The sequence below is a fragment of the Ignavibacteriales bacterium genome (assembly GCA_015709675.1).
In the GTDB taxonomy this organism is placed as follows: domain Bacteria; phylum Bacteroidota; class Ignavibacteria; order Ignavibacteriales; family Ignavibacteriaceae; genus H2-BAC3.
In genome coordinates, this window is the sequence record CP054182.1 from 1,505,394 (window position 1) to 1,529,334 (window position 23,941).

The 23,941-nt window shown below is 46.0% G+C and carries 19 protein-coding genes and 1 riboswitch; of the genes, 8 read left to right on the forward strand and 11 right to left on the reverse strand.

Going from position 1 to position 23,941, the window contains the following annotated elements; all coding sequences use genetic code 11:
- Positions 1–8: 8 nt before the first annotated feature.
- The gene (locus HRU80_05565) at positions 9–1,931 is read right to left on the reverse strand and encodes a TonB-dependent receptor (protein QOJ28371.1); all 1,923 of its coding nucleotides are present in this window, start codon (positions 1,929–1,931) and stop codon (positions 9–11) included.
- A gap of 101 nt (positions 1,932–2,032) precedes the next feature.
- Positions 2,033–2,251: riboswitch (cobalamin riboswitch) on the reverse strand.
- 154 nt (positions 2,252–2,405) lie between these two features.
- On the reverse strand, positions 2,406–3,287 hold the full coding sequence (locus HRU80_05570) for a cation transporter (protein ID QOJ30464.1): 882 nt from the start codon (positions 3,285–3,287) through the stop codon (positions 2,406–2,408).
- Between the two features lie 277 nt (positions 3,288–3,564).
- Here HRU80_05570 and HRU80_05575 point away from each other — a divergent pair, with 277 nt between their 5' ends.
- Genes HRU80_05575 through HRU80_05590 form a run of 4 tightly spaced genes read left to right on the forward strand, consistent with a single transcriptional unit; the run spans position 3,565 to position 6,687 of the window.
- Complete coding sequence (locus tag HRU80_05575) at positions 3,565–3,936, forward strand: carboxymuconolactone decarboxylase family protein (GenBank protein QOJ28372.1); 372 nt, start codon at positions 3,565–3,567, stop codon at positions 3,934–3,936.
- Positions 3,933–5,270, forward strand: coding sequence for an amidohydrolase family protein (locus HRU80_05580; protein QOJ28373.1), 1,338 nt, complete (start codon positions 3,933–3,935; stop codon positions 5,268–5,270). The genes HRU80_05575 and HRU80_05580 overlap by 4 nt, the downstream gene beginning before the upstream one ends.
- A 60-nt stretch (positions 5,271–5,330) precedes the next feature.
- A complete protein-coding gene (gene rdgB / locus HRU80_05585) occupies positions 5,331–5,924 on the forward strand; it encodes an RdgB/HAM1 family non-canonical purine NTP pyrophosphatase (GenBank protein ID QOJ28374.1) in 594 nt (197 codons plus the stop codon).
- Entirely contained in the window at positions 5,905–6,687 is a 783-nt protein-coding gene (locus tag HRU80_05590) for a hypothetical protein (GenBank protein QOJ28375.1), read from the forward strand. Before rdgB ends, HRU80_05590 begins: the two co-directional genes overlap by 20 nt.
- A gap of 457 nt (positions 6,688–7,144) precedes the next feature.
- Here HRU80_05590 and HRU80_05595 read toward each other — a convergent pair whose 3' ends face one another.
- The 4 genes from HRU80_05595 to rsmA all read right to left on the reverse strand — a co-directional run bounded on the left by HRU80_05595 (position 7,145) and on the right by rsmA (position 10,191).
- Positions 7,145–7,588 (reverse strand): hypothetical protein, encoded by a 444-nt coding sequence (locus HRU80_05595; protein QOJ28376.1) that lies wholly within the window; start codon positions 7,586–7,588, stop codon positions 7,145–7,147.
- A 176-nt stretch (positions 7,589–7,764) separates the two neighbouring features.
- Positions 7,765–8,466 (reverse strand): bifunctional demethylmenaquinone methyltransferase/2-methoxy-6-polyprenyl-1,4-benzoquinol methylase UbiE, encoded by a 702-nt coding sequence (gene ubiE, locus HRU80_05600; protein ID QOJ28377.1) that lies wholly within the window; start codon positions 8,464–8,466, stop codon positions 7,765–7,767.
- A complete protein-coding gene (locus HRU80_05605) occupies positions 8,429–9,388 on the reverse strand; it encodes a phosphatase PAP2 family protein (protein ID QOJ28378.1) in 960 nt (319 codons plus the stop codon). The genes ubiE and HRU80_05605 overlap by 38 nt, the downstream gene beginning before the upstream one ends.
- A 2-nt stretch (positions 9,389–9,390) precedes the next feature.
- Positions 9,391–10,191: a ribosomal RNA small subunit methyltransferase A gene (gene rsmA / locus HRU80_05610; protein QOJ30465.1), complete on the reverse strand. Its 801-nt coding sequence runs from the start codon at positions 10,189–10,191 to the stop codon at positions 9,391–9,393.
- 35 nt (positions 10,192–10,226) lie between these two features.
- Between rsmA and HRU80_05615 the strand changes: the two genes are divergently transcribed.
- Positions 10,227–11,201, forward strand: a complete 975-nt coding sequence (locus tag HRU80_05615) for an ROK family protein (GenBank protein ID QOJ28379.1) — start codon at positions 10,227–10,229, stop codon at positions 11,199–11,201.
- Between the two features lie 415 nt (positions 11,202–11,616).
- Positions 11,617–13,260 (forward strand): T9SS type A sorting domain-containing protein, encoded by a 1,644-nt coding sequence (locus HRU80_05620; GenBank protein ID QOJ28380.1) that lies wholly within the window; start codon positions 11,617–11,619, stop codon positions 13,258–13,260.
- Positions 13,261–13,315: 55 nt separating this feature from the next.
- Here HRU80_05620 and HRU80_05625 read toward each other — a convergent pair whose 3' ends face one another.
- On the reverse strand, positions 13,316–15,289 hold the full coding sequence (locus HRU80_05625) for an ABC-F family ATP-binding cassette domain-containing protein (GenBank protein ID QOJ28381.1): 1,974 nt from the start codon (positions 15,287–15,289) through the stop codon (positions 13,316–13,318).
- A complete protein-coding gene (locus HRU80_05630) occupies positions 15,290–17,560 on the reverse strand; it encodes a hypothetical protein (protein ID QOJ28382.1) in 2,271 nt (756 codons plus the stop codon).
- An 80-nt stretch (positions 17,561–17,640) separates the two neighbouring features.
- Between HRU80_05630 and HRU80_05635 the strand changes: the two genes are divergently transcribed.
- Entirely contained in the window at positions 17,641–19,266 is a 1,626-nt protein-coding gene (locus HRU80_05635) for a hypothetical protein (protein ID QOJ28383.1), read from the forward strand.
- Between the two features lie 100 nt (positions 19,267–19,366).
- Here HRU80_05635 and HRU80_05640 read toward each other — a convergent pair whose 3' ends face one another.
- The 3 genes from HRU80_05640 to HRU80_05650 are packed head-to-tail and all read right to left on the reverse strand — an operon-like array spanning position 19,367 to position 21,368.
- Positions 19,367–19,828: a 6,7-dimethyl-8-ribityllumazine synthase gene (locus HRU80_05640; protein ID QOJ28384.1), complete on the reverse strand. Its 462-nt coding sequence runs from the start codon at positions 19,826–19,828 to the stop codon at positions 19,367–19,369.
- Between the two features lie 23 nt (positions 19,829–19,851).
- A complete protein-coding gene (locus HRU80_05645; protein QOJ28385.1) occupies positions 19,852–20,682 on the reverse strand; it encodes a PHP domain-containing protein in 831 nt (276 codons plus the stop codon).
- A 2-nt stretch (positions 20,683–20,684) separates the two neighbouring features.
- Positions 20,685–21,368 (reverse strand): Crp/Fnr family transcriptional regulator, encoded by a 684-nt coding sequence (locus HRU80_05650; protein ID QOJ28386.1) that lies wholly within the window; start codon positions 21,366–21,368, stop codon positions 20,685–20,687.
- Positions 21,369–21,610: 242 nt separating this feature from the next.
- Here HRU80_05650 and HRU80_05655 point away from each other — a divergent pair, with 242 nt between their 5' ends.
- A complete protein-coding gene (locus HRU80_05655) occupies positions 21,611–23,716 on the forward strand; it encodes a T9SS type A sorting domain-containing protein (protein ID QOJ28387.1) in 2,106 nt (701 codons plus the stop codon).
- Positions 23,717–23,941: the final 225 nt, after the last annotated feature.

Below are 23,941 nucleotides of genomic sequence, written 5' to 3' on the forward strand. Positions count from 1 at the left end.
TGAATTAACTAAAAATCGAGCCGGAATCCGCCGTAGAATGACCTTTCAGGATGTCCGTAACCCAATACTTCCTGATAGACAGCATTCAGCAGATTTTCAGCTCTTGCAAAAAGGGTGATATGATTGTATACTTCATAGGAAACAGCCGCATTAAGAAGTGTATAGGCTCTCAGCTCCCTGCGTGCGGCAGGCCAGGTGCTGAAATCTTTATCCTCACGGCTGCCGGTAAAGACGGTCTGCAGATTGACCAGCACTCTTTCGTTTGCCTGCCAGGTTGCGTTAATACCCAGTTTATGCTCCGGCCTTCTGAGAAGCGGCTTATTTTCATCATCTGAACCGGGGCTTTTGTCTGCTGTCTTCATCCAGGTGTAGTTTGCCTTGATGCTCAGACCCGGGGTTATATCTCCTCTGAAATAGAGTTCTGCACCGTAAGCCTCTGCTGAATTCACATTCACTGCCCGGAAGGAGGCATCAAACCCGAAAAGCTCTTTATAATCAGTACGGAAATAAGTCAGCCCGATGTGTGATGAAGGGGAGCTGAGATAATGCTCAAGACCGGCTTCCCACCCGCTGCTTTTTTCCGGTTTCAGATCTGCATTGCCGTAAGCCGGATCATACAGATAAAACAGTGACGGTGCTTTGTAAGCATTGCCGTAGGTGAATTTCAGTTTGGTACTGATAGCTTCAATCAGATACCCCTGAGCTATGCGGAAAGTAACCGCATTGCCGAATCTCTCCTGATTATCCAGCCGGATGCCGTAGCTTCCGCTCAGATTTTTATACAGCTCCGCCTGAGCCTGCAGAAAACCTGAAGCTGTCAGAACAGATTTCTTCGGAAAGGTGCTGCTGTATATACCAAAGGGGCCGTTATAAAAATAGTCGGATATTGCTTCCTCTTTTTCCGTCTCCGCACCGGCGGTCAGACGAATCGCATCGGTCAGAGTGAAATCTCCCAGCACTTCAGTGCGGAATTTGTTTCCGTCATAGCTGCTGTAAGAGCTTGCCGGGTTATAAAGGGTGCTGTCAAATTTATATTTTCTGAAATTCCGTATATATGAAGCGGAGGCAGTGACGCGGCTTCCTTCATTCAGTTCGTACAGAAGACCGGTCTTTAATCCCATTTCCTCAAGATTAAAGAGATAGCTGGGGTCATCACCAAACTTGCCGCCGGTCTGGTCAAGATCAGTATCAGCGTCAGTATATTTGCCGGTAAAGCTGAGTTTTAAAGCCGGCGTGACATGATAATTTAGCGTTGAGAGTAAATTGAAATTCTTTGTGCCGTCTTTTTCCGAGTTACCGTCAGACTCAGCGGCGGATGAAAATCCTTCTGTTATATAGCGTGAAGTCTGCAGTGAATACGTGAGATTGTTATACGCTCCGTTAAGTCCGGCTGAGGCGCGGTAAGAGGAGTATGAACCTCCTTCGGCAGCGGCATAGTAACTGTTCCCGTCTTTGTTTCCGCTTTTGCTGAAAAGATTTATGATGCCGCCGAATGCTTCAGAACCATACAGGGTGCTCTGCGGGCCGCGGACGATTTCAATCCGTTCGATGTTATCAAGCATGATATTGGCAAGATCAACGGTATTGGTCGGGTCGTTCACCATGTTCAGTTCGATGCCGTCAAGAGTAATAAGGGTCTGAGAGGCCGCGGCTCCGCGTGTGTATATATAAGAAAGCTGGCCGGGTCCCCCGTAGCGGGCAAGTGTCAGGCCAAACTCATCCTTAATCACATCATAGAGAGTGAACGCTGATTTAGCCCGGATTTCGGTCTGCTCAACAGATGAAATGGTAGATGATACCTGAAGCGGTGAAATAGCCGTTTTGGTGGCCGAGATATAGACCGGAGGCAGCGCGTAGGAACGGACGGAATCCTGCTGTGCTGCAAGAAACGGCAGAAAAAAAAGCAGTGAGAGAAAAGTTTTAAATAACATTGAAGTTACTCCTTATATATAGTGATAAAGTAAGTGTAACTTCGTGGGGAAGACGGTTGAAGATAGATTTGATGATCAGCCGCATTACCTCACCCGCGAAGGTAAACGAGTTCATTCACGGCAGGTCTCCTGGCTTAAGATTCGTCTTTGGGGCGGTCTTCCCGGTGAAAAACTCATCAGTGACCTGATTGCCCGACTTACCTGTTTTGTCTGACAAAACAGGAACATCTAACACAGTTGCGCGACAGCACCGGAATTGAACCGGTTTCCCTATTCTCGGAGGTTGTTGTTTCCTCCGCACCGCGAAATTTAAAAGAACGTTGCTTAAAAGTTAGGTCAGAGAGAGGAAACTTTCAAGAGGTATTTTGTCACTTCATCAGCGGGACTCTTTTTTTCGCAGAATTCCCGGATTATGATGGAATTCTTCTCATTAATCAGAGTAAATTTTTCATTTACGATTATTCGCGGAAAAATTTATTCTTTTGTGGTGGATGTTTCCTTCTCCAATTCTTCTTCCGGTTCAATATGAACCAGGACATCGGTAATACCAGGAACAGATTGCAGTATCCGGTCTTTCACTTTATGACCGATTTCGTGGCTTTTTCTTACGCTCAGGTCGCCTGAGACGATGACATGCAGATCAACAAAATGGTCAAAACCCATTTTTCTGATAAAGCATTTATCGAGCCCAAGCACCCCTTCCACACCTAGTGCCGCATCCTTCACATCTTTCATCAGATATGGAGGCGGGGCGGCATCCATCACCTCATTAATTGCTGGCTTGAAGAGATGGTAAGCGTTATATATAATAAATGCCGAAGCAAAAAGTGCTGCCCAGTCGTCTGCCTCTTCCCACCCCTCGCCTCCTGCAAGTGCGATAACGATTCCAACAAATGCTGCCATGGAGGTGATAGCGTCACTCCGGTGATGCCAGGCATCAGTTTTTACTGCTGTACTTTTTACCTCTTCACCAACACTGAAAACATACCGGTATAACAGCTCCTTGGTAACAACCACAAGCAGCAGCACAATGAGGGTGTAGGGTTCCGGTGCATGATGTGGTGTGATAATTTCCCTTACACTCTGAACAGCGATCATGATAGCTGCTCCGAAAAGGGCTGCTGAAACCAAAACAGCCGCAAGGGGCTCTGCTTTTCCATGACCATAGGGGTGGTTCTCATCCCTTGGTTTAACGGCTATTTTCAGTCCGGCGAAAACCACCATAGAACTCAGCACATCGGAGGCGGATTCAATGCCGTCGGCTATCAGGGCGTATGAATTGCCGAAAAAACCGGTGGTTATTTTAACAACTGCAAGAAGAGCATTAACCGCTATACCGGCAGCGGCTGATCTCATCCCTTTGCCAGCTTTTTTATCAAGGTTATTACTCAAGAGCTCACCGGAATCGGGATTCAGGGGCAGGATTCTGACCGCACAACGGTAATAATGAAAAATTTTTCATGCACAAAATTAGGAAGAAATCAGGTCTGCTCACCGCGCGGTAAAGTTGATTTTTCAGAGATTTACTCTTACCCGGGGATTAGATAGCAATCCTCAGGAAATGAATTTCACCCCTGCTGACAGGGCATTAATTCGTAATTTTGCCAGATATTTATTAAAAATTCAGGATACCATGAAAACAAAAAGTGTTGCACAGACAAGAAAATACCGCCTGGAAATGAATGACCGGATTCTGAACGCCGGACACAAGGAATTTAACCGCTTTTTTGCGCTCGACAGCCGTGCCTATGAAGAAGGCGCCATACCTGTTAAAATGAAAGAACTGATGGGGCTGGTCGGCTCAATGGTGCTGCGGTGCAATGACTGCATTTTTTATCATATTGACCGCTCTATTCAGGAGGGGGCTTCAAAGGAAGAACTGCAGGAAGCTTTCAATATCGCGCTGATTGTTGGCGGGTCTATTGTTATCCCGCATCTCCGTTATGCGTTCGGGGTGATGGATGAAATTTTTGCTGATATTGAACAGGAAAAAGAGAAAGCATGACCGAGGTTCTTCATCCGGGGGTAATTGTTACCTGCAACAGCAGTTTTGATATTCTGACCGGACACGCTGTGGTTGTTGAAGGAACATATATAAAAGAAATCATTCCTTCCGGAAGGGCAGAAGCTGTATATGCTGAAGCGCGGCATATATATAAGCCGGATATGGTAATGACTCCCGGATTCATCCAGACGCATATCCATCTCTGCCAGACGCTGTTCCGCGGGCTTGCCGATGATCTTGAACTGCTTGACTGGCTTCAGCTCAGGATTTTTCCCTATGAAAATGCGCATTCGGCATCATCGCTCCGTGCATCGGTCCGGCTTGGTATTGATGAACTGCTGCGCGGCGGCACCACAACATTGCTTGATATGGGAACGCTCCGCCACACTGAAGTGATATTTGATGAGCTTGCTGCTTCCGGTATCCGCGCGTTTGCGGGGAAGTGCATGATTGATGAGAATGACCTGTTCCCCGGCTTTAAGGGAAATACCGGAGATGAACTGCGTGAATCATACGACCTTGCTAAAGCATTTCATAATACATCCGGCGGTCGGGTTAACTATGGCTTTGCTCCCCGTTTTGTACTCTCCTGCAGCGACCGGCTGCTCAGGGAAACAGCAGAGATGGTTAAGGATATCCCCGGTGCATTGATACATACCCACTCGTCAGAAAACAAAAAAGAAGTGGAAGAGGTGCGGAAGAAAACGGGAAAAGAAAATATAGACTATTTCAATTCCATCGGAATGCTTGAGCAGAAAACGGTTCTTGCCCACTGCATCCATGTTCATGATGGAGAAGTGAAAACCATGGCAGAAAAGGGGACATCGGTTGCGCACTGTCCGTCATCCAACCTGAAACTTGCTTCGGGTATTGCAAATATTCCTCATCTGTTAAAAAGCGGAGTAAATGTATCTCTTGGCGCAGACGGAGCTCCGTGCAATAACCGGCTTTCAGTATTCCGCGAAATGAACATGGCGGCACTGATTCAGAAACCGATACACGGCCCCACCTCCATGAACGCAAAAGAGGTCATGAAACTTGCAACAATTAACGGGGCAAAAGCACTCGGCATTGAACATCTGACCGGAAGCATTGAGCCGGGCAAAAAAGCGGATCTGGTACTCCTGAATCTGAATAAAAACGGCTTTGCGGCAAAGGATGATCCGGAACTGGTGTGTTCCAAGATTGTTTATTCAGCCGGTCAGGAGGATGTGGATACGGTCATTGCCGACGGGAGGATTCTGGTTGAAGGGGGAGTCTCCAGAGTGTATGATGCCGGGGAAGTGTTCAGCCATGGCAAACGGGAACTGAAAGCACTGCTGGGGAGGTTGTAATTTTAGTCAGTCAGACTTTGCCCGGGCAGGGTATCCCGGCAGGAACCAAAAGCAATAACCATGAAAATAGTCATAGCAACCAATAATAAAAAGAAACTGGCGGAAATTCAGGCAATCATGCAGGATGAGCGGATTGAACTGATCTCTCTTGACCGTTTTCCCGGTATTAAGGATATCCCCGAGACCGGAACAACATTCCGCGAGAATGCAGTTATTAAGGCGAAGGCAGTATATAGTAAAACCGGATTCCCGGCGATTGCGGATGACTCAGGCATCGCGCTTGACCAGCTTGACGGGAGACCCGGTGTGTATTCAGCCCGCTACGCCGGAAAGGATGCTGATGACCGGAAGAATAACGCAAAACTTCAGGAGGAGCTTTCTGCGTTCCCGGAACCCCATACAGGACGGTATATATGCGCCGCGGTTTTTTATGACGGTGCCAGACTGATTGCCTCTGAGGGAAAACTGGAAGGCCGGATCTTAACCGCACCACGCGGTAATAACGGATTCGGTTATGACCCATATTTTCTTCCGGACGGCTATACAATTACCACAGCGGAAATGGATCCGGCTGAAAAAAACAGGATAAGCCACCGTTACCATGCATTTCAGAGTTTAAAGGAAAAAATCGTTAATGAAATTCTTACGAAGTAAATTTTTATATATAGCACTGCTTTCAGCGGTAATCGCGTCCGGCTGTAAGGAAGAAACTGTCGCCCCGCCCCTGGCCGCTGAAACATATGATTATCCTCTTCAATCAGGCAGTAAATTTTATTACCGGATTGATACACTGTCAGCAGACGGGTCGGCGGGACAAACCGGTACCCGCATTATCACAACTGGCGGCAGTTCAGTTTTTTATAATACCCCGTATGTGAACAGAAGGGATTCTGTGAATCTTGACGGTCTGCTTACGGTGTCTGACCTGTATCTGCGTAAAACCGGTGCGGGTGTATATATTTATGTTGATACATCGGCGCTTGCATCATTCATCCCCGATTCACTCCGTCCGCTGATTGATATTGATAATGAGATAACATTTATATCATATCCGCTGGACAGGCCCCGGTTCTGGCCGGCATATAAAGTCCTGGTTGACCTGGTAGTGCAGACAATCTCCTTTGTGGATTTTAACGGAAGCTATCTTTTTGCAGAACCACTCGCGCTCAATCTGAACGGACGTGATACCACCATCACGGCAAAAAAGATACAGTATGATCTGACGTTAAGCGTCCCTGATACTGAAGGGGAAATAACGAAAACCAGTTACCGTGCATTCGGCTGGTTCGCGAACGGGCTTGGCATGGTTCGTATGCAGGGGAGCAATACAATATTATCACTCTTCTCCGGCGGCACTGTCACCGGCCTGAGCACCGATGGAGAGTCACGGGAAACCATGACGGGGTATAGGTTTTAGTGAGGATATGAGAGGTGAGCCGCGTTATGGTGACCTATCAATGGCAATGCGGCGAAAACAGATTATTGGATCGAGCCGTGGTTTGGTATGATTAGTGAACATATTCACTCGTGTTTTATAAATTCACTTTGTGCTTCGTGAACAGTACTCACCCCCAACCCCCTCTCTCTCCGACAAATGAGGATTTTGTGTTTGTTAAAATTCATTGAAATATAAAGCCGCTGCATTAAGTTGTATTCTGTACGGAGAAAGAGGGGGCTCCGGGAAATATGATTTTTTGGTTATATCGATTATACGGTTTACATAAACCGCGTTAGCGGTGACCTGTTAGTAGAAAGCATAATCAGTTTCCTCCCTGAACCCGCAGAGCGGGTGACCCATGAATTGAAAAGATAAAGCAAACATCATTAATAAGAAAAAGAAAAATTCATGCAAGCCGCGAAAAAATTCCCTGATATTACTTAGACCCAACCTTTCTTTTTAATTTATTCAACAAGGATTCTTCATTGGGTGTGAAATCACCAGCCATTTGTTTTTGCAGCTTTCCAATCCTCCGGTAAAGCCAGAGTATCCAGAGCATAAACCAGATAAGAATTATCGGAAACAGCAGATAGAAAAGGAAGATATTTACTTCAAAATAGTCCATCCCAAGCAACAGCACGAACCAGACCAGCAGTCCAACCCGGATGTAAAAACTCTTATAAACATATGTATTCACCTTCCGGTTAAGCATGGCATAACCGGGAACTTTGAGGAGCAGTTCGGGAGATGCCTTGTCTGAGTACTGAAGAACAATATCGCCATTTTTCTCCGTAACACTCTTCAGGTTGAGCGTACCGTGAATGCCAATGATGATGCAGATGGTAAAAAGGATAAGCACGATAATAAGACTAGTCTTCACTGATAATTCTCCACATTTGCAATTCAATCTCTTAAAGATAACCTGTCAGTGTTACATAGAAATGAAATTTCAGTTAATGAAAGTTGTTAGCGGCAGGAAAGTTATAGATACACGCCGCGGCGTGTATCTGCGAGAATGGATTAAAGCTGGTTATTTTCAGATGAAAGTAATATTCGCTATCTCACCCCAATCACCACTTGTACCAGACCAAAGGTAAGATTATGACGGACAGCGGTCTTAAATCCGGCTTCTTTAAGCAGTTTTACCAGATCTACATTCTTGTCAAAATCTTCTACAGATTCAGGTAGATAGGTGTATGCGGATTTATCCTTGGACACCATTCTGCCGATAAGCGGAAGTATGTACTTGAAATAGGCATTATATAAAATCCGTATCAGTGGATTTGTAGGCATCCGGAACTCAAGGATGGTTACCTTGCCTTCCTGTTTAATTACTCTTGCGAATTCTTTGAATGCCATCGGTATATCATAAAAATTGCGCACACCGAATGCAACTGTAATATTGGTAAAATATGCATCCGTAAAGGGGAGATGTTCGGCAGCGAGCTGAACATTTTTTCCGATGATCCAGTCGCTTTTTTTATTGAAGTGGCGGAGCATATTCCCGGAGAAATCGGCGCCGTATATATGTTTAACTCCCTGCTTGCGTGCTTCGATGGCAAAGTCACCGGTGCCGCAGGCGACATCGAGCAGGATGGCATCTTTCCCCATAGCGGTGAGTTTAAGCGCTTTTCTTCGCCAGTAGAAATCCACTCCGGCAGAAAGCAGGTGATTGAGAAAATCATAGCTTCCGGCTATGGAGTCGAATATGCGCTTTACTTCAGTTTTTTTGTCCGAATGAGCGGGTATAGTCTGCATTGGTATAAGAATTCCAGTATTTGAAAATATAATGACCGGTTATCAGGGAAAAGACCATAAAGCCAAGTCCGGCGATCACATCAATAACATAGTGATACCTCAGATAAACCGTTGAAAAGATGAGCAGGGTTCCGCAGACCAGCAGGAAATTTCTGCTTTTGGCGCGGTACACTACTGATAGATACATGACGATTGCTGTCATCATAGTATGCCCTGATGGAAACACATCCCGCTGAACCACTTCAGCCGGATTCAGTGTGCCGGCAGGGACTGATTCGCCGGTGTTGATGATTTCCCGTAAAAAGTTCGTAAGAAACAGCCCCGGCAGTTCGCTGTTGGTTGTCTCAAACACATGAAGCGTAAACCGTGGTCCTATTGCCGGGACGAGAAAATATCCAATATACGAAATAAAGAATCCGTACACGGTAGCAAAGATTACATACTGCCCTTCGGTATATCTCTCGCGCCGGATCAGTTCCGCTGCAAGAATCATCGGCAGGAAGTAAAATGTTGCATACACAATCTGCAGAAACTCAGTCAGCAGGGGAGTTGCAATTGCATAAAGAGCATGGGTCGGGTCGGTGCCAAACATCCAGCGGTCGATCTGAATCAGGATATCATCATAGTCAATGCCTCTAATCGGCTTGATCATCAGATAGAGTTCCTTAAAGGTCAGCAGGATCATCGGCGCGGGATACCAGTACCGGATATGTCTGATTATCAGGGAGTTATTTGCCGAATGTATATGCGCAAGCCATATAACAGCAGCGATCACGGCAAAGTTAACAAGGATGAGGATCAGCCACTCATCTACTCTGCTGTGATAAATAAGGTTTAATGCTGAAAGAAAAAGATAAAACCAGACGACTGATATATCCGTCGGGGTAAGCGGCCTGAATAATTCTTTAATCTTTTCGCTCATAGTTATAATTGTTTTTTCATTCTGAAAAAATGATAGAGATTTAAAAAGTCCTGTATGGTTAATTGTTCCGGCCTGTCAGACATTTTTACCGGTGCATCTGAAAAATCACTGAGTTCAAATTCTGTTCCTTTGAAAGAATTATGAAGCTGTTTTCTTCTTTTTGAAAACGCTGCTTTTACCATCCGGCGGTAGAAATCAAAATCTATATCACTGTTCCTTCCGTCAAAGGTAAGCTGAATAATGGCAGAGGTTACTTCCGGTTTCGGATAAAAGCAATCACGCGAAACTTCAAAGCAGAACGCTGCATCGCAGAACGTCTGTGTTATAATCCCGAAAATACCGGAGTTCCGGGTGCCGGGCTTTGCGGTGATTCTCTGCGCCACCTCAAGCTGCACCATGAGAGTTGCCTGCAGAATAATATCCTTCTCCTCAAGCAGCCTGAAGACGATAGGAGAAGTAATGTTGTAGGGAATATTTCCCGCAACTCTCAGCTTTTGACTTCCTGACTGCTCAAAGAGTTCTCTCAGATTAATTTTCACGAAATCACCCTCAATCAGATGCAAATCAGGGTAGGCAGTTCTGAGTTCCTCGATAACTCTCCGGTCAAGTTCAACGGCAATATACTTCTTTACTGAACCATAGAGGGCAGAGGTTAGTGCCCCTGTTCCCGGACCAATTTCAAGCAACAGGTCATCCGGCGCGGGACTGATGGTCTCGGCAATTCTTTTGAGCACACCGGTATCGCGGAGGTAATTTTGCCCCAGTTTTTTTAGTGGGACAACTTTTATATTTTTAGCTATTATATTTCTCCTTTTAGAAACCTGATACCGGAGGTACCGTGAGCGACTATATTGTTACAATTGATATGGGAGGCACCAAAATTCTTGGTGCTTTAGTAAACTCCAAAGAAGGAATCGCCGCCACAACCAAAAAAAGCACAAAAGTTACCAAGGGCAAACCGGGTTATCCTCTCGCTCTTCATGAGACCGTGCAGAAGCTGATAGCTGAAAACGGCATAAAGGAATCTCAGATCAAGGCGATATGCCTTGGGGTTCCTGGCTTTGTTGATCCTCCGTCAGGAGTTATCGGAATGGCGCCGAATCTCGGACTAAAGAATTACCATATCAAAAAAGAACTACAAAAATACACAAAACTTCCCGTAATCATCGAAAATGACGTCAATCTGGCGGCTCTGGGGGTGCTCCATTTTGACAAAGCAAAAGGGAAGAAAAATGTGCTGGTGGTTTATGTGGGTACAGGAATAGGCGGCGGACTGATCTTTAACGGCTCGGTTTATCGCGGAGCCCATAATTTTGCCGGGGAGATTGGTCATATTACGTATGATGTCACAGGACCGGTCTGCGGCTGCGGCAAAAAGGGATGTTTTGAAGCATTCGCGAGCCGCACTGCCATGGTACGCGATATTGTAAACGATATCAAAAAGAACAAAAAACGAAGCCTGCTCAGCAAACAGGTAAAAGACGGAATTCAGATCAAAAGCAAAATCCTCTCTCAGGCGCTTGAGGCAGAGGATAAAGTGGCGGTGAAACATGTTTCCAATGCATGCTATATTATAGGCAAAGTTCTTGCCGATCTGAACAATCTTCTGAATCTTGAAATGATCGTTCTTGGCGGCGGAGCCATAGAAGCAGGACACAAATTTATGATGCCTCTGATCCGTGAATCGTTTAAGCAATACTCGCTGCCATTTCTCGGGAGCCATGTTAAAGTGGTAAACTCTGCGCTGGGTGATGACGCGGCATTGCTTGGAGGCATTCCGCTTGCTCATGAGTTTCTGGGGATAAAGGTTTAACCGTTGCCGGCCGGCTCCTGATTAAGGGCGCAAGGGGTGCAGAAATCAAGGCAGTATTGCCGCAGGTTTGTTTTTCTTTGACATTAGGCGGAAAATAGCGTAAGTTTCCTCCGTAATCCGTTCAAAACATTTTTTGTAAGGGTTCAGCAGGTGTCAGCAGAGAATTTGCGGGGAAGAACATGAGTGTTCTCCTCCGGTTGATGGCAGTAATCCTGCCCAATGTGCATGTTCTGATAATATGCCTCACCAGAGAGGGGGATGAATGTCTGTGCCTCCCTGATACTCATATATACTGCTCTTTTTGTCTCTTTAGCCCCTCTCCTTTACTGTTCCTGATATCTTTTCATTTTCTTCTCTCCCCGAAATTGCTGTCAGATCACATCACATTGCCCACCATTTTAAAGGAACCAGCGTCATGAACAAACTGCTGTTTTTTTGTATCCTTATTGTTTTACTCCCCGCGTATATACACAGCCAGACCGAACCGGTTGATACCGACAGTGACGGCAAAAAAGAAGTATCCACATTAAGCCACCTTCTCTGGATAAGCACTAATTCAAGCGGGTGGAGTTATTCCTATGAACAGACGGCGAATATAGATGCATCTGTAACATCAGGCTGGAATGGGGGAGAAGGATTTTTACCGATTGGAAACAGTTATCCATATTTCACCGGCATATATGACGGTCAGGGATTCACTATATCGAATCTTACCATTAACAGAAGCAGCAGCTATAACATAGGAATGTTCGGGATAGTCAGCGGAGGTACTATCAAAAATCTTGGATTGGAAAGTATTTACTCTTATGGAAAGGGAACAACCGGAGCGCTCGTTGGATATGGCAGTGATATGACGGTGCAGAATTGTTTCTCAACAGGTCTGGTCAGATGTGAATATGATAAGGCCGGAGGTTTGATCGGGGAAAACTACTATGGAAGTTGTTCGGTCACAAATTCATACAGCAGTGCAACCGTTCAGGGTGCGTATGCCGGAAGTAACAGTTCATATGCCGGAGGGTTTATAGGGAACAATAATAGCGGCAGCATCAGTCAGTGTTATTCCACAGGACCCGTTTCCGGCAAAGTATATACAGGCGGATTTGCAGGAGCCAACCTTGCTGGATCTATAACAAATTGTTATAGCCGCGGCAGTGTGAATGGTCTTGATGCATCCGGATTCGTTGATGCAAACAGGACGACGCTTTCCAATTGCTATAGCACCGGGGCTGTTTCCGGCACAACACCTGCCGGTTTTGTGAGAGACAATACAAGCACGGTATCCAATTGTTTTTGGGACAAAACCACATCAGGACAGACTTCCAGTGCTGCCGGAACCGGACTGCTGACCGCAGATATGAAAACGCAGTCAACATTTTTGAATGCGGACTGGAGCCCGGAAATCTGGAACATGGATTCAAGAAACGACGGTTACCCCTATCTTGACTGGGAGAATCCGGGCGGATCACCGCTCCCTGTTGAGCTGGTTTCTTTTTCAGCCCGGGCAAACGGAGATGATATCATACTTTCCTGGATGACCGCAACAGAGGTTGATAATTATGGCTTTGAGATAGAAAGAATCTTTTCAGAATCCGGTGAGTTTGATAATCCGACAGAAATCTGGGAATCCGCCGGATTTGTCGGCGGAAACGGGAACTGCAATTCACCACGCAGTTATTCATTTGCAGATAAAAATATGAAAACCGGATTCTATCAGTACCGTCTGAAGCAAATTGACACTGACGGCAGTTATGAATATTCCTCTGCAGTTTTGGTCAGGTTTAATAATATACCGGTGAGGTATTCACTTGATCAGAATTATCCCAATCCCTTTAACCCCGAAACAGTCATAGGATTTGCGCTGCCTGAACGATCGTTCATTTCGCTGGAGATATTCTCTGTGAGCGGAGAAAAAATTGCAGTAATTGCTTCAGGTGAATATGACGCAGGAAGACATAAGATAAAAGCAGATGCATCAGGCCTGCCAAGCGGAATATATATGTATGTTCTCAGATACGGGGGGAATACATTGCTTAGCCGTAAAATGGCGGTAGTAAGATAGAAATTCGAATTATCATCTGAAAGCCGGGCTGCTCTGGCCCGGCTTTTTTTATGTATTAGCCTGCAGCAAGAGAGGAGCCGCGCTCCTCAAACTCCCTGTCAATTTCGTCCAGTTTAATGCTGACGGTTTCCCAGTCACCATATACTTTTGCCAGTTTCTCTTTTATTTCTTTATACTCAGCATTAGCGGCTTTCAGTTCATCCGGTCTCTGATAAAGTGTGGGGTCAGCAAGCCGGTCTTCAATTGATTTCTGTTTTCCTTCAAGCAGAGCGATTTCAGATTCGGATTTCTCAAGTTTCTTTCTCAGGTCTTTGGTCCGGTTATACTTTTCCTGCCGGAGTTCTGCTTCAAGGCGCTTGATGTCTTTGCGGGTTGTGTCCGCTGCTGATTTTTTTGCCTGTGCGGCAGTCTGCTGCACTGCTGCAGATTCCTGATTGCGTTTCAACAGATAATAATCAATTCCATCCTCATACTGGCGGAAGAGTCCCCGTTCAATGCGCACTACTTTATTGACAATAGGACGAAGAAAATCCACATCATGAGAAACCAGAACCAGCGAGCCTTCAAAATCAGAAAGTGCTTTCTGCAAAATCTTCTTTGAGGATATATCAAGATGGTTAGTCGGCTCATCAAGAATAATAAAATTAAACTTCGCTGAGAGTATTTTCGCCAGGCAGACTCTGCTTTTTTCTCCTCCTGAAAGCACTCCCACTTTTTTAAACACATCATCACCCGTAAACAGAAATGAGCCAAGCAGACCGCGAAGATAGGGAACAGTTGTATTCTCTGAAACCTGCGCAATGGTTTCAAGGATATCAATATCGGGATCGAGACTTGCTGTAACATCCTGAGCGTAGTACGCGGTCATTACGTTGTGTCCGGTTATTACCTGCCCGTGTGATATATCAGTTACTCCGGCCAGAATTTTAGCCAACGTGGTTTTACCTGCGCCGTTTGGCCCGACAAAAGCAATTTTATCCCCTTTCATGATCTCGAAATCAAGATCCCTGAATATCTGTTTTTCTCCGTAGTATTTATGCACCTTGCTGAGCGTCATAACAGTCCTTCCTGATGGCGGAGCCGGAGGAAAGCGGAGATTAATTTCTGATGTATATTCGGGAAGTTCGATCAGCTCAACTTTTTCGAGCTGTTTAACGCGGCTCTGCACCTGGCGTGCTTTGGATGCCTTGTATCTGAACCGTTCAATAAAGCGTTCAGTCTCTTTTATCTTTTTCTGCTGGGTTTCGTAGAGCGCTTCGGTCTGGCGGTCGCGCTCTTCCTTAAATTTCAGATAGTCATCATATTTGCCGTTAAATATGTTGAACTTGCCAAGATATATCTCAAGAGTTTTATCGGTTACATTATCAATAAAGGTTTTATCGTGTGAAACAATAAGGAGTGAACCCTTGTAGCCCTGTAAAAACGAGGTCAGCCACTCAAGCGAATCAATATCAAGATGGTTGGTAGGCTCATCAAGCATGATCAGATCGCTTTCGGCTATGAGAATCTTTGCAAGCGCCAGACGCATCTGCCAGCCGCCTGAAAACTCATCCGTCATGCGGACCAGGTCTTCTTCCTCAAATCCAAGTCCCCGGAGGACTTTACTTACCCGTGCTTCAAGGGAGTAGGAGTCATATTCCTGCAGTTTCTGGTGAACATCACCGAGAGCATAAATCAGTTCATCACGCTGAGCTTCATCAGTAACGGTTTCAAGCAGGCGGGTAATTTCCGTTTCCTTTTCCCTCTGCGCAAGAATGCCGGGGAATGCTGATGATGCTTCTTCAAGAACGGTCTTGCCGCTGTGTGTTACATTTTCCTGAGGAAGATAGCCGATGCTCAGCCTGCGCTGCTTGTATATATTTCCCTTTTCCGGCTGAAGACTTCCGTTCAGCATCCTCAGCAGAGAGGTTTTGCCGGTGCCGTTCGCGCCGACCAGAGAGAGTTTATCTCCGGAATTGATTTTAAGATTTACATCGCGAAAAAGATACCTGCCTCCAAACTGCAGGGAAACATCAATCAGATCAACCATTTATTTTCGGACGACTGCTGCTTTTACTGAACCCACCGTGTTGCCCTCCTGATCCGATGCGGTGATGATATATACACCGGAGTTTACGAGTGCGCCGCTCTTATCCCTGCCGTCCCACTGGGCTATTCTGCCCCCAGGGGAGGAGAATTCACGGATGACATTGCCGCTGATATCTATTATTTTAATTTCAGCATCCTGCACCAGTCCGTCAATGGTAAGTGTTTTGCCCGGTGTTCCCAGCAGAAACGGGCTCGGATATACCGTCAGACCGCTCAGATCACGCTCCGGTTTTGCTGCCAGGGTTGCAACGGAGGTGAGCCCGGCATCAGTGCCTATATATGCGGTTCCGGTCCGTTCATCAAATGCAATGCTTTGAACAGCATCTGAAAGCAGCGGACTGTTACGGCTGTCAAACGCGGCAATGAGTGTTGATCCGTCAGGGGAGAAAACCAGAACGCCCTGGTTGTTTGTGCCGATCCATTTTCTGTTGATCGGGTCAACCGCAATGGCGGTAACCGTATACTGTCTCAGAGAGAAGAGTGATGTTACACGTACTGTGGAATTAGTGTTAAGTACCGTTGATGGATTTGCAATCACAAAGGTTCCGAGATTAGTTCCGAGCCATATTTCACCGCGGCGGTCTATTGCCATTGCGTTAATGGTTTTACCCTGCAGTTCAGAAGCGGATGAAGCATAGCCGTATTTATCATCGGATTTTACTCCGAACGTTTTGTTCTCGTTAAAGAAAAAGAGCCCGCTTTTCTGTGCATCCGCGGATATATACCACTTGGTATCGTTCCGGTCAATGACCATGCTCATATACTGTGAAATAGAAGAGTCGGCAGGGTTTGCGTACTGATGCCAGGTACTGTCAGGAGTAAGAGCAGAAAGAATTTTCCGGTCAGCCGCATCATGGTTTAAAACCCAGAGATTTCCCCGTGAGTCCTGCTTTACAGCGGGAATTACGATAAAGTCTACATCGTTTGCGATGCCTCTGATTGGGGTAGTCTGTGCATTAAACAAGGTCCGTGTTCCGTCCGGTTTTATCCTGAGAAAACCTTTGCCCCAGTTGCCTGCGTAGAGAGTGTTGTCTGAACCGGTGGTGACGGAGAAATAGGAATTACTGCCAATTGAAGGATCGGCGGAAAGATCGAGGATGCTCCAACTGAATCCGTCAAACCGGTATAAACCTTTGCCGGTAATATCGCGTCCGGTTGCAGCCCAAAGAGTACCGTTGTTGTCAACCGCAAGATCCAGAAACTGATTTGAGCCGGGTCCCGGCGGATATATTCCTGTAACCGTCCGGGTGGCGGTAATAAGTATAACACCTCTGTCGCTGGTGAGCACTATATCACCTGAAACCGATAAGGTTAACGAACTGAGTGTGCCAGGGGATGGTGAATAGATTTCAGTACTTGTACTGCCGTTATAGAGCCAGAGGGAGTTTGCCGCTATATAAAAGAGGGAATCGCCCCTGACTGCAAAATCAGTAACCGGAGTGGTGTTCAGAGAAGGGATAAGGGAGCTCCACGCGGCACCGTTTCTTACGGAGAATCCGCGGGATGTTGAGACGATAAGCCTGCCCTGATAAGAACCGGCTTTATAAACATTATTGGACTGCAGCCCGTCCGCGGTTGTATATACACTCCAGGAAGATGGCGCGGCCAGATTGGTGCTGCCGGGCTTTTGTCCGATCAGACCAAAATCTGAACCGGCGTAGATAAGACTATCCCGGTAGGAACTGTATATCCTGCTATTCGCGTTCAGTGAGGCGAACTTGAAGAAGGTATCAAAAAACACGTAATTCCGGGCATCAATAAGTGAAAGGCCGAATTCCGTGCTTACGAAAACCGTATCACCTCTTACGGTAATCGAGTTAATCCGTTTGTTGGGAAAATTAGAATTGGCAATATCGGAAATCCGCTTGGTGGTTTTTGTGGCGGGATTGTATATCTCCAGGATTCCTGTGAGTGAGCCCATCCAGACTTTTCCATCTGCATCTATTGCCAGGGAATTCAGATTTGAACCGCTCAGTCCGTCTGCCTTATCAAGGGTAAAAAACGAGGTAGTAACCGTATTGTAATAAAAAAGGCCTCCTGAGGTGGCCGCCCAGATCAGATCACCCGATACCCCCGCACTACGGACCACTTTTTTATCGGAATAGTTTTTCCAGTTATAAAACTCCTGCCCCGTCAGAGGTGCCGCGGTCAGAATGGTAAATGTAAGACAAATTTTTGCAATGAGCAGTGAGATTCCTGCTTTTTCTTTCATGAGCCGGTTTTTTTTATTATTTATCCTGCTAAATTATTAAAGTTATGTGTAATCTCTACCCATTGTAAGGGCAAAATTCATTGCATAAGATTCCTGTAAAGCATCTTATATTTCTGGCAGCGCTGGTACTCCTGAACTGGGGGGCTGGACTGAAAACGGGGTTTCTGAATGATGACTTTCAGATTATCGGGAGGAGCATTCCGGAGAGTATTGGTGAGATATTCTCCCCCCTTGTAACCGGTCACGTTTGGGGTGTTTACTGGAGGCCTCTGATCAGAATACTCTATAATATAGTACTATTCTTTTTCGGGCATAATCCGTTCGCTTTTCATGCGGCCGGATTGGTTCTGTTTCTTGGCGTCCTCCTGGTTGTCTATCTGACGGCTTTCCGGCTGAGTAAATCTCCTGCGGCGGCTCTGATTACTTCCTCGTTATTTGCGGTTCTTCCGTCAAGGGAGCTGCCCGCGCTGTGGATTGCGGATCAGGTAGAACTGCTTGTTTTCTTTTTTACCGGATTAGTTTATCTGACATCGGACAGCTATGCAAAGACCGGGAACAGGAAATATCTGATATTGTCTTCATTGATGATGACCGGAGCGCTGTTATCAAAAGAGCTTGCGTTCTCTGTCTTGCTTCTCCCCGCGCTGATGTGGCTGGGATCAGGAGCAGAAAAATCTTCGGTCAGCCGCTACCTTGCTCTCACCGGGGTATTTGCAGTTCTGACCGGTGCCCTGCTGAGTTACCGTGCGTTTGTCATTGGAAGCAACCTTTTTGCGGCGGAGCATCTTTCCAACACCGGTGTGCTTCATTTGCTCCGTAATTTTATCTTATATATCCCGACGGTCTTTGCCGGTCCTGATCAGTTTTCATTTATCATGGAGTGGGGCTATGCCGGGTATGTGCCTGCGGTGCTGATGATGATGTTTCTGGCCGGTATCATGTATTACGGAATCAGGAAAACGGGAAGCGATCAGCGGGCAAGACTTATATATCTGACCGGAGCAGGGTGGTTTATCCTGTTCCTGATCCCGGTGCTGCCGGTATATATGCGGTGGTATGTATTCACAGCATCATTCGGTGTGATACTTATTCTTTCGTGGATACTGACCAGAATCTACGAAGGACTGAAACAGCCGGGGAAGGTGCTGCCCCCCGCGGTTATCATTCTGCTGGTTCTTGCCTCGCATAATATTTTTATCTCACACAAATGGAATGAAGCGGCAGAACTGATGGAGCAGATCGGAGTAAACATCTCGGCCAACAGCCGGTTTGTAAAAGAGAAACCTTTGGTTCTGTGGGGTGTGCCTGATAAGTTAAACAGAATTCCCGTAATGAAACTGGGGCAGAAAGAGGTATTTGAATATTACAGCGGCGCGGGCTCTGCGGAAATTTATTCTCCGCTCAGAGCTGAACTGACCGGAAGCAGCCCTGAGATTCAGCTTCTTTCTGCTGATTCCTCAGGCTTTAGTCTTATTCTTTACGGAGGCAGGTTCCTGCAGGAAGGAGCCGGGTCTAAACTTCTTCCCGGCAATGAGGACTTCATCTTTAATTATAACGGGTATTCCGTGAAGGTTGAAACGAAGATAACCAACGCGTATCCCGTTTCAATTGCATATATCAGCGGAGATATCAGTCAGTCAGAAAAACTGCATCTCTGGTTTAACGGTAAAGAGTTTAATAAATTAAGAATGATTAATGAAGAATGAAAAATGAAGAATGAAAAATGGAGAACCGGGTATATAATTCAGGAGGATGAGGTGAATAGTGATTGTGTTTCACTTTTCACCTCTCACTTCTTAACTGTTTTTACAGTTGTTTAAACAGGTTTGCCATTTCAATTGCGGAGAGAGCTGCATCCCATCCTTTGTTGCCGGATTTGGTACCCGCGCGTTCAATTGCCTGCTCGATGGTATCGGTAGTCAGCACGCCGAATATAACAGGGAGCTTATGATTCATCGAAACAGCAGCCACTCCTTTTGATACTTCTGCCGCAACATAATCAAAGTGTGGTGTTGCTCCGCGGATTACCGCACCGAGGCAGATCACAGCATCATATTTTTTCGATGCGGCTAATTTTTCAGCCACAAGGGGAATTTCATAAGAACCGGGCACCCATACTTTAGTAATATCCTCATCATCGCAGCCATGTCTTATAAGGCAGTCATACGCGCCTGATGAGAGGCGTGACGTGATGAATTCATTAAAACGGCTTGCTACAATGGCAATCCTGAGTCCTTCTGCTGATAATTTACCTTCTATGAGATTCATATATACTTCTTTCTGCTGTCTGGTTATGCAACAATATTAGTTAACCGGCTTTTCATGGCGCGCACTTCATCGTACCGCATATAAAACCGTCCGAAATTTTCATCATCCTTCTTTTTTCCGCCGTGGAAATCGGAACCGCCGGAACGGAGAAGAAAATAGTTGTTCGTTAATTCATGTAAAAATTTAATCTGCGAGTTATTCAGCGAGGGATGCATCACCTCAACGCCGTCACAGCCGGCGTCAATCAGCCCCTTAAGCACCTCTTCCGGCATATTACCGGGATGAGCTATAAAGGAAAGTCCGGAAGCAGCGGCTATTAGTCTGAAAGCGCTTTCGGGGGATATATACACCTTTTTCTCATAAGCGGGTGAATTATTCCCGAGATACTGATAGAATGCTTCTCCGAACGTTTTTACATATTCCTTTCTTATCATCAGATCGGCAATATGCGGCCTTCCGATGGGGAGTCCCGGGTAGAGGTCAGCTATTTCATTAATGCTGAGGTCAAAGCCCATTCCGTTTAGTTTTTTTATAATCCTCTCGGCACGGTAGTACCGCTCCTTGGTAAAAAAATCCAGTGCTGCCTGAAACTCAGCGTTTTCCGGGTCAATAAAATAAGCGAGGATATGAACTTCTTTCCCCTGATACTCGGAACTGAGCTCAACACCCGGAATAAGTTCAATGTTCATTTTTTTCGCGAAAGGGAGGGCTGCCTTGTAACCCTCAAGTGTATCATGGTCGGTAATACTGATTGCCTGAAAACCGGCGCGGGCGGCTTTTTCTATAATCTCTTGCGGGGAGTAAAAACCGTCTGATGCTGTGGTATGTAAGTGAAAATCAACCCTGCCGGACATTCTTACTGGAACATTTCTTTGAACTTCTCATAGTCACTGATAATCAGTTTGCTCCCTTCAAGTTTGATGAGTCCGCGTTTGGCAAAAGAGTGCAGTGAGCGTGAAATGGTTTCGCGCGAAGTGCCTGCCATATTTGCCAGGTCATGCTGATAGGGGAGTTTTTCTATTTCAACAACGCCCTTATGGATTTTACCTATGTCATCAGCAAGCTGAATAATTACCGTGGCAACTTTTCCTTCCGCGTCTTTAAGCGAGAGGGATTTTATCTTCATATCCGCGGAGCGGAGCCGTTTGGTAAGTTCCTGAAGCAGGGAAATGCAGACTTCCGGATGTGCATAGAGAAGGTCTAAAAAATCCTTGCGCTGAATGATAAAAATCTCTGACCGTTCAAGAGCGGTCACGTTGGCAGAACGGTTGAGTCCGTCCAGAATGGCCATTTCCCCGAAGAAATCGGTTTCTGACATGATGGAAAGGATAACCTCCCTTCCGTCCTCACTGACCCGGAAGACTTTTACCTTGCCCGAAATGATAACAAAAAGAGCAGTCCCGGACTCATTCTCCATGAGAATAGCTTCATCTTTTTCGAAGGTACGGGTTTTGCCCAGTTTGGAAATCATTTCCAGGGCTTCATCCGCCAGTTCAGCGAAGATGGGAACGTACTGTAAAAAGTTTTCATTCTGATTCATCGGAAATCCGGATTTTTATGAATCCTCAATATACGTGTGACGGCTGTCAAAGTCAAAAAAATAAGTATCCTGCCCGGCGGAAGGCCTGAGTTTTACGCGGGGTGTATGCAGACACCGTGCGGTCAATCAGCCAATGCCCGGCTCCGTGACGTAAAACCAGGCTGACAGCCGGGCCATTTTCCAGGTCTTTTTGAATAAAGCAGGTATTTCTTATATTGATTTTCAAAAAAATCAGAGGGACTATGAAACTTGTTCCGGTGCTGGTTTTGGCGCTGCTGTTCCATGCCGCGTTTTATGCGCAGCAGGCCTGGGAGTGGGTAAATCCGGCCCCAAACGGTAAATCGGTTAACGATGCTATATATACCGATTCGGTTATGTTTGCCGCTGGCAGTCAGGGTCTTTTTATGCTCAGTTCAGACAGGGGGGTTACCTGGGCTCTCCGCGATCTGAATCATACCTTCAATTTTAACTCATTGTACTTTTTTGACCGGATGAACGGATGGCTTGCCGGTGACGGAGGAGTTCTGTTCAAAACCACGGACGGCGGGGTTTCATTCATCGCTGTGCCTTCCGGTGTGACGGACAATATATACTGCCTGCGTTTCCGCGATATGCAAAACGGCGCAGCAACGGGGACTGACGGTCTGCTGCTGCTGACCTCAGACGGTGGTTTAACCTGGAATGTTTCCAGAATAAACGGCAGTCCGTCCCTGAGAACCATTACTTACCTGCCGGATGGAACACTCATTGCCGCGGGTGAGAACGGCACTATAGTAAAATCTACTGACTTGGGGCTGCAGTGGCAAACGGTACACACCTCAGCCGGTTCGCTTATTACCGGTATCCGTTCTAATGGAAACTTTATATATGCCTCCGGATTTCCGGGAAGGGTGTACCGCTCGGCAGATAAAGGAGAAACCTGGACAACGTATCAGACCCCGGCATCCGTTCTGCTGAAATATATACTTCCGGCATCTGAGGATGTGCTTTACAGCGGAGGAGTGAATGGTCTGGTGGTGGTATCTAAAAACGGCGGTCAGAGCTGGGAAGAAAAAAACATAAGCAGCCGCAGCTCTGTGCAGTCCGCGGTTCTTCTTGAAAATAATGAAGTATTCTTCTTCGGAGAAAACGGATTGATATTTTCTTCAGCCGATACCTGCGCGACTTTTACATTACGTTCATCTACCATAACAGAGAATCTGCATTCTGTCAGGTTCACCAGCCGTGATACCGGCTGGATTGTGGGTGCCCGCGGTTTGATCATGCGCACAACGGATGGGGGAGATACATGGGTCAGGCAGAACTCAGGTACCACACAAAGTATCAATGAAATATACTCTCTGGATGGAATAAGAGCGTGGGTAGTGGGTAATTACGGAACGTATAAATATACAATGAACGGCGGAGAAACCTGGATTACCGGTCACCTTGAAACGTATACTTCGAATGACCTTTACGCAATTGATATTGAAAAGTTCTTCAGCAGAGTCGGCGGACAGGGGGGAATGGTTTTTGAATCACTTAATAACTTTGGATATAATCCATGGTATAGTATATCATTACGCACGGTTGAAACTCTGCGTACCTTTGGTTACTCCTGGCGGCTTTCAATTTTTCTGGCAGGTGACGGCGGAAAACTTTACAGGGTGTACCGTTCGAATAAATCAACCAGTTTTGAAAATATATCACTCCCGGAAGTGTTTGATTTGCGCGCAATGAACTTTACTGATCCGAAATATGGCTGGATTGTCGGTAAATATGGAGTTGTGTTCAGGACGATAGACGGAGGGCACTTTTCACAAATTGCGCTGCTGAATATCCCCTTTCTTAATTCGGTGCAGTTTATTGACCGCAATCTTGGATATACGGCCGGCAGTAACGGCAAGGTATTCAAAACGTATGACGGGGGACTGACCTGGAAGGAACTGCCAACCAATATCAACAACACATTCACGCGGGTCTATTTTAGTGATGCTCAAAACGGATGGGTGCTGGGCTCCTATGGTGCTATTCTTAAAACAAAGACCGGAGGTGAAACCCCTGTACAAAATGAAGAAGTATATACCGCGCAGCCGCCGGAGATTTTCACGCTCAATGTTAGCTTCCCCAACCCCTTTAATTCTCAAACGATGATTACGTTTACTATGCAAAAGCGGGGATTTACGGAACTTATTATATTTGATCAGCTCGGCAGGAAAATAGCAGAGCTTCTTGATGAAGAACTGGAACCGGGCAGCCATTCAATCCTGTTTGATGCAGAAAAGTATGGTCTTGCTTCAGGAATATATTTCTATTCACTTACCTCTTCAGGAAAAACGGCAGTGCGAAAAATGATATACCTGAAATAAGAATTATGAATTATGAAGTATGAAGTATGAATTGTGAATTGTGAATTGTGAATGGTGAATGGTGAATGGTGAATTGTGAATTTTGATATAGTTTAAAGTAGATTGTGTAAATGAGTATCCCCCCCTCCCGGCCTTTTAAGGACCAGCCGTCAGATGCAATTAACTGACCAGCACCAGGATGAGACAAAGTAATTCCGGAATTACTGTGACTGCTTTGGGGATGAG